This is a genomic window from Streptomyces sp. NPDC028314 (assembly GCF_055565795.1).
On record NZ_JBVHTP010000033.1, the window covers coordinates 1 to 3321 of the forward strand.

At 70.4% G+C, this 3321-nt stretch carries 4 protein-coding genes; 1 reads left to right on the forward strand and 3 read right to left on the reverse strand.

Annotated elements, in window-relative coordinates:
- Positions 1-236: 236 nt before the first annotated feature.
- Positions 237-1232 (reverse strand): ArsR/SmtB family transcription factor, encoded by a 996-nt coding sequence (locus tag ACZ4TG_RS38070; RefSeq protein WP_468173019.1) that lies wholly within the window; start codon positions 1230-1232, stop codon positions 237-239.
- Between the two features lie 56 nt (positions 1233-1288).
- Between ACZ4TG_RS38070 and ACZ4TG_RS38075 the strand changes: the two genes are divergently transcribed.
- Positions 1289-2539: an MFS transporter gene (locus tag ACZ4TG_RS38075; RefSeq protein WP_468173022.1), complete on the forward strand. Its 1251-nt coding sequence runs from the start codon at positions 1289-1291 to the stop codon at positions 2537-2539.
- Here ACZ4TG_RS38075 and ACZ4TG_RS38080 read toward each other — a convergent pair.
- Entirely contained in the window at positions 2529-2819 is a 291-nt protein-coding gene (locus ACZ4TG_RS38080; protein ID WP_468173024.1) for a hypothetical protein, read from the reverse strand. The genes ACZ4TG_RS38075 and ACZ4TG_RS38080 overlap by 11 nt on opposite strands.
- On the reverse strand, positions 2816-3172 hold the full coding sequence (locus ACZ4TG_RS38085) for a hypothetical protein (RefSeq protein WP_468173027.1): 357 nt from the start codon (positions 3170-3172) through the stop codon (positions 2816-2818). The genes ACZ4TG_RS38080 and ACZ4TG_RS38085 overlap by 4 nt, the downstream gene beginning before the upstream one ends.
- Between the last annotated feature and the right edge of the window lie 149 nt (positions 3173-3321).

Consider the following 3321-nt stretch of genomic DNA (forward strand, 5'->3'; position numbering starts at 1 on the left):
AGACTCTTTCGTGTCCGATTCCCGGTCGAAGCGGGTTTCGCTTTCCAGTTCTTCGCTTTCGCGTTTCCCTTTCCGGCGAGTCCGACTCTATCAGAAGTTTTCCACCGGATTTCCCGGCTTCAGATTCCTGGATGAGGAGTCGAGGGTGCCCTGTCTGAATTCAATTCATCGGGGGCGTGTGCCGAGCCCTTCAGCTCGAGGCAACCGTTCTACTCTACATCACCCCCCGACAGGGGTCAAAACTGCTCTGCCGCCCCCCGGCCGACCACCTGGTCGCCGAGCGGGCTGCGGCGGTACAGCACCTGTCGGCCGTCCCGAGCACGCGCGACCAGCCCGCTCGCGTGCAGCACACGCAGGTGCTGCGACACCGCGCTCGGCGTCACCCGGAAGCGACGGGCGATCTCCACCGTCGCCAACGGCTCCGCAAGGAGAACGAGCAGCCTCGCTCGCGGCCCACCGAGAAGCGCCGCCAGCGCAGGCTCGTCGGCCACCGGCACCGGAGCCCACAGCGTCGCCACTCCCCTACTGGGATAGGTCAGCAGCGGCGCCTCCTCCGCACTGACCGGCGGCGCGGGCTTGTGGGCGAAGACCGACGGCACCAGCAGCAGCCCCCGGCCGGCCGCCTCCACCACGTGTCTGCCGATCATCTTGTCGATGTGCAGCACCCCGCTCTCCCACCGCAGGTTCGGGTGCATGTCGGCGAACAGCCGGCGGGCGCCTCCCCTGGCCAGCTGCCGCGCCCGGTAGGTCATGTCGGCCTCCAGCAGCAGCCGCATCTCGGGCCACCTCGGCTCCACCGCGAGTTCCCAGTACCGCCGAAGGAGCTCGCAGATCGCATCGCGCAGTCCTGCGACCGTGCCCTCGTCCCCAGTACTCACCCCTCGTAGCGCCTCCGGAAGCGGCTCCGGCGCGTGCGCCGCGAGCAGATCGCGGCTCACCAGCTCGGGGGAGGTCCCGCGGACCACCGCCAGCTCCTGTCCGACGGTCGGCGCGAAGGACGTGGGCCGCGGAGTCAGGAAGTCGGGCAAGGTACGCCGCGGCCCCACCAGGGACATCAGCAGACCGGTGTCGAGCGCGCCCAGCCTGCCGAGTACGGACCTCCGCCACGGCAGGTGCACCGCGGACAGCCCCGGCTCACGGAGCACCCGCAGGCTCATCACCGTCTCGTTCAACGGCGAGACGGCGAACCGCGTGTCCGCGAGATCCTCGACGCCGAGCACAAAGCTGATCATTAAGCCGGACGCTACATCCATTGGCCGGCGCCCGGGGCTGTCATGCACTTCAGGGCATGACACATGCAGCTCACGAGATGAGCCGCCGTATGGTCCTGCTCCTGGCCGTGACGTGCGCGGTGGCCGTAGGCAACATCTACTTCCCGCAAGCGATCAGCCCACTGCTCGCCGCCGGCCTGCGGACGTCACCCGAATCGGCGTCCCTGGTCGTCACCGCCACCCAAGCCGGCTACACCGCCGGGATCCTTCTCCTGGTGCCGCTCGGCGACCGGCTCCCGCACCGCCGGTTCCTCGTCACCCTGCTCGTCCTCACCGGCGTCGGCCTGCTCGCCGCCGGCTGCGCACCCACCCTGCCGTTCCTCGTCGCAGCCAGCGCCCTCATCGGTATGACCACCGTGGCCGCACAGATCATCGCTCCCCTCGCGGCCGGACTCGTCGCCGCGGACCGCCGTGGAGCCGTGATGGGCACCCTGCTGAGCGGGTCTATCGGCGGCATGCTGCTGGCCCGCACCTTCAGCGGCACCCTCGGCGAATGGCTGGGCTGGCGCGCCCCCTACCTGGCCGCGGGCCTCGTCGTACTCGTCCTCTCGGCGGTCCTCGCCCGTACGGTGCCCACCACCACCCCGTCCACCTCCCGGCCGTACCCCCAACTCCTGGCCGAGTCGCTGCGCCTGCTGCGCACCGAGCCGGAACTGCGCCGCTCCTGCTTCTACCAAGCGACCGTCTTCGCCGGGTTCTCGGCCGTCTGGACCTGCCTGGCCCTCCTCCTCACCGGACCGGCCTACGGCCAGGGCGCCCAGGCGGTCGGCATGCTCGCCCTGGTCGGCGGGGCGACCATGCTCTGCACCCCCCTCGCCGGACGCCTCGTGGACCGCAAAGGGCCGGATCCGGTCAACCTCGTCTGCCTGCTCGGGGTACTGGCCTCGGCCGCGGTCCTCGCGCCGGGCGCCCGGGGCGGGACCCTCGGCCTGGCGGCGCTCGTCGCCGGCACCCTCCTGCTGGACGTCGCGATGCAGTCCGGCATGGTCGCCAACCAGGCCCGGGTCTTCGCCCTGCGCCCCGATGCCCGCAGCAGGCTCAACACCGCGTACATGACCTGCGCCTACCTCGGCGGCAGCGCGGGTTCCTGGCTGGGCGTACGCATCTACGGCCAGGCCGGGTGGCGAGGGGTGTGCACGCTCGTGGCCGTACTCGCCGCCCTCGCTCTGGCCCGCCACCTCCTCGCACTCCACAGCCGGCGAACCCCCTTGTCCGGACAGTCCGGCAAGCGGGCCGGGGAGTGTCAGACGCAGCGCCTCAGAGGTTGACGCGCTTGAGGTAGACCCGGCTGCGGTGGGGGATGGTCTGGTACCAGAGCATCAGGTGCTCGTCCTCGTACGTACGCAGCCGCATCGGGTGCGGGTCCTCGTAGAGGCTGCCGTCCTTGGGGTCGATCGCCATCGCCGCCAGGTCGACCAGCCCGTCCATGACGGAGCCGACCAGGCCCTGCTGCTCCGCGGGCATGTCCCCGAGGACCCACAGCCGGCTGGGGTCGCACTCCCAGGCCCAGCCGCTGTCGTTCTCCACGCCTTCACCGCGCGAAGTCACTGACCGATCTCCCCCTGAGCCTCGGCCAGGATGCGGCTGCTGGTCTCCATCGCGGCCCGGAACTCCTGTTCGGTGGCGTTCGGGTCCCCCGCGATACGTTCCGCCTCGTGCAGGGCGGCGGACCGGGCGGGCCAGCGGTGGATCGCCACATGGGTGGCCCACTTGATCAGGAAGAACCGCAGCGGGTTGATGGCGCCCGTCTCCGCGGCACGGTCGAAGGCCTCGTTGCACTCCCGGTCGAGCACGGCCAGGTTCGGCATGTCGATCCGGCGCACGGCGTCCCGGAGGGCCTCGCGGGTCATGGCCGGCTGGGGGATGAGCGGGCCGCCGTCTTCCAGCTGCTGTGCTGTCATCGTGTCCTCCTGGGGAACGCGGCCAGGATACCGAGCCGGCTTCGACAACCTGGTCCGGAACGCAGAAAAGCCCCGCACCATAAGGTGCGGGGCTTTCCCACAATGATTGTTCGGCGGCGTCCTACTCTCCCACAGGGTCCCCCCTGCAG